At 63.5% G+C, this 3,106-nt stretch carries 3 protein-coding genes; all 3 read right to left on the bottom strand.

Going from position 1 to position 3,106, the window contains the following annotated elements; translation table 11 throughout:
* On the bottom strand, positions 1-840 hold an 840-nt coding region (locus EPN31_RS05565), incomplete at its 3' end, for a Fic family protein (RefSeq protein ID WP_291770606.1).
* Positions 841-978: 138 nt separating this feature from the next.
* On the bottom strand, positions 979-2,028 hold the full coding sequence (gene bioB, locus EPN31_RS05560; protein WP_291770605.1) for a biotin synthase BioB: 1,050 nt from the start codon (positions 2,026-2,028) through the stop codon (positions 979-981).
* A gap of 75 nt (positions 2,029-2,103) precedes the next feature.
* Positions 2,104-3,106 (bottom strand): FAD/NAD(P)-binding oxidoreductase (locus EPN31_RS05555; RefSeq protein ID WP_291770604.1); only part of this gene is annotated, 1,003 nt, incomplete at its 5' end.

Below are 3,106 nucleotides of genomic sequence, written 5' to 3'. Positions count from 1 at the left end.
GCGATGGAGCGTGTCGAGGAACCAGGCGAGCCACTCGGTGACGTCCACCGATCGCTTCTGGGTCCGCTCCAGGATGTCGTAGTAGGCCTTGCGCTCCCGCTGGATCTGCGCCGACAAACTATAGAAGCGTTGTGGGCTGCCGTCGGCACGTGCCAGCAGCAGGTCGCCGATGGCCCGAGCGATACGTCCGTTGCCATCGTCGAACGGGTGCAGGGTGACGAACCAGAGATGCCCGAGGCCGGCCTTGAGCAGCGGCGGTTCGCTTGATGCGCTATTGAGCCAGTCCAGGAATCGGCTGGTTTCAGACTCCAGGCGATCGGCGGGCGGCGCCTCGAAATGCACGTGCTGGCGGCCGATGGGACCGGATACCACCTGCATCGGGCCATTGGCATCGTCTCGCCAGCCGCCGACCTTGATCTTGGAAATGCCTGAGTAGCCGGTGGGAAACAGCGCGGCATGCCAGCCGAACAACCGCTCCCGAGTGACCGAGGTTGTGCAGTTGGCGGTGGCGTCCAGCACCATCTCGACCACACCTTCGATGTGACGATCGACCGGAGCCAGGGCACCGATGTCCACGCCCAGTCGACGCGCGATGCTCGAACGCACCGATTCGACATTGAGCTGCTCGCCCTCGATCTCGCTGGTCTTGACTACGTCCTCGGTGAGTGCGGCGAGGCTCGCCTGGGCGCGCAGCGCCATGCCCACATCCGCCAGGCGCCCCATCAAGAGTCCCTGGGCACGACTCACCTGCACCATGGGCCCAGCAAGCGCCACCAGGTCATAGCGCCAAGTCGGCCAGTCGCTAGCCTGCCAAATGTATTTGTAACCGCCGCTTCTCATGCGGAGATTATGGGGTACTTTCTCCGCACGAGCAAGTTATTCCCCGCATTTTATGCGGGGATAAGAGGTGCCATTCGTCGCACTCCGATCTGTGACGCGCCTGAATAGTACGCTGTTGAAGCCCGCATGGTCCGTCGGCTACGAGTGAACGCGTGTGAGAGTGGTTTCCTGCAGAGTGCCGCCTTCTGTGGGCGGGCGGTCCATGGGGTGCAGGTCCAGGCGCTTGAGCAACGCCAGGTCGTGGTCCTCGGCTGGGTTGGGGGTTGTCAGCAGTCTGTCGCCCACGAAGATGGAACCGGCGCCGGCAAAAAAGCACCAGGCCTGCATTTCGTCGCTCATCTGTTGGCGCCCGGCCGACAGGCGTACGACGGAATCGGGCAGCACGATGCGCGCCACTGCGATCGTGCGGATGAATTCGAACGGATCCAGCGGCCTGGCGTCTGCGAGCGGTGTGCCCGGCACCGGTACCAGCTGGTTGATGGGAACCGACTGCGGCGCTTGTGGCAGGCAGGTCAACGCATGCAGCAGGCCGGCCCGCTGGCGCCGCGTTTCGCCCATACCGACGATGCCGCCACAACAAGTCTTCAGGCCCGCCTGGCGGATCTGGTCCAGTGTGTTTAGGCGATCCTTGAATTCACGGGTGTGGATGATTTCGCCGTAGTAGTCGGGTGCGGTATCGATGTTGTGGTTGTAGTAGTCCAGGCCGGCCGCTTTCAGGGCTTCGGCCTGACCTTCGCCCAGCAGGCCGAGGGTGGCGCAGGCCTCCATGCCCAGTGCCTTGATTTCGCGGATCATGGCGGCAACTTTGGGGATATCCCGGTCTTTGGGGCCGCGCCAGGCGGCCCCCATGCAAAAGCGGGTGGCTCCTGCCGCCTTGGCGGCGCGGGCGCTGGCCACGACTTCGCCCAGTTCCAGCAGCTTTTGTGCCTCGACGCCCGTGTGATAGCGCTGTGCCTGCGGACAGTAGGCGCAATCTTCGGGGCAGCCGCCCGTCTTGACCGATAGCAGCGTGGACAGCTGTACGGCGTGCGGGTCGTGGCGGGCCATATGGATTTCGTGGGCGCGCGCCAGCAGAGCCATGAAGGGTTCGTCGAACAGGGCCTCTATCGTTTCCAACGTCCAGGCGTGATCCTCTGTGACGCCGGGACCGGCCTCCACAGGGCGGTTCTTTGGCAATGGCAGGTGCATGGGAGTTTGATGTCAACTTATTAAAAGACAAAAAGTTTACTTCAAAAACCCATCGCACTCGCCTGCTCGATCCGACTATGGTTGCACCGAAGGCACCCCCACAGGGAACTTGCGCGACTTGTGCGTCGCCGGCAGGCTGCGCCCCTTGATGAGAATGTTCCAGTAGAACCAGGGCAGAAAGGACCGTTTGAGCCACCAGTAGAAGCGGCGTGGCACGCGTGGGTCGAGCGGCAGGCTGGGCGTAATGGTGCCGCCGTAGGTGAACTCGGCCAGCAGCACTTTGCCGCGTGAGGTAGTGAGCGGGCAGGCGGCGTAGCCGTCGTAGGATTCGATGTTGCCCGCGCTGCTGTTCAGGGCGCTGAGCAGGTTGCTCACCAGTACGGGCGCCTGGCCCTTGATGGCGGCTGCCGTCTTGCTGTTTGGGGAGGAGGTGCAGTCGCCCAACCCGAAGACGTTGGGGTAACGGGGATGGCGCAAGGTGTGCTTGTCCACCTCCAGCCAGCCGTTGGCGTCGGCCAGGGCACTCTGTCGGATGAAGTCGGGCGCACACTGGGGCGGTACGACGTGCAGCAGATCGTAGGCCACCTCTTCGCGCACTTTTTCGCCGTTCACCACGGTCTCGAATACGGCGATGTGCTCTGCGCCGCGTACCTGTACCAGATTGCTGCCAAAGTGCGGATCCGCCTCGTACGAAGCCATGACCTTGTCCAGCGCCTGCGCGTAGAAGGGGATGCCGAAGACACTGGCACCCGCAGTGCGGAACTGCAGGCTCTCAGCCTTGACGCCGATGCGGCGGAAGTGGTCGGCGGCCAGGTACAGCGCTTTTTGCGGAGCGCCGGGGCATTTCACGGCACCGGCAGGCTGTGTAAAGATGGCTGTACCCCCCTTGAACTGCTGGACCAACTGCCAGGTGTAGGGGGCCAGATCGTAGCGGTAGTTGCTGGTGACCCCGTGCTGGCCCAGAGTCTCTTCCAGCCCTTCGATGGCGTTCCAGTTGATCTGGATACCGGCGGCAACCACCAGATAGTCGTAAGCCACCCGGCTGCCGTCGGCCAGTTGCGCCAGGCGCTGGTCGGGC

The organism is Castellaniella sp., from assembly GCF_004321985.1.
In the GTDB taxonomy this organism is placed as follows: Bacteria; Pseudomonadota; Gammaproteobacteria; order Burkholderiales; family Burkholderiaceae_B; genus Castellaniella.
Note: the sequence above shows the minus strand (reverse complement) of the source record. Positions and strands in the feature narration are given on the sequence as shown.

Coding starts and splice junctions, on each gene's coding strand:
- bioB (WP_291770605.1), bottom strand. CDS start 2,028: ATGCACCTGCCATTGCCAAAGAACCGCCCTGTGGAGGCCGGTCCCGGC.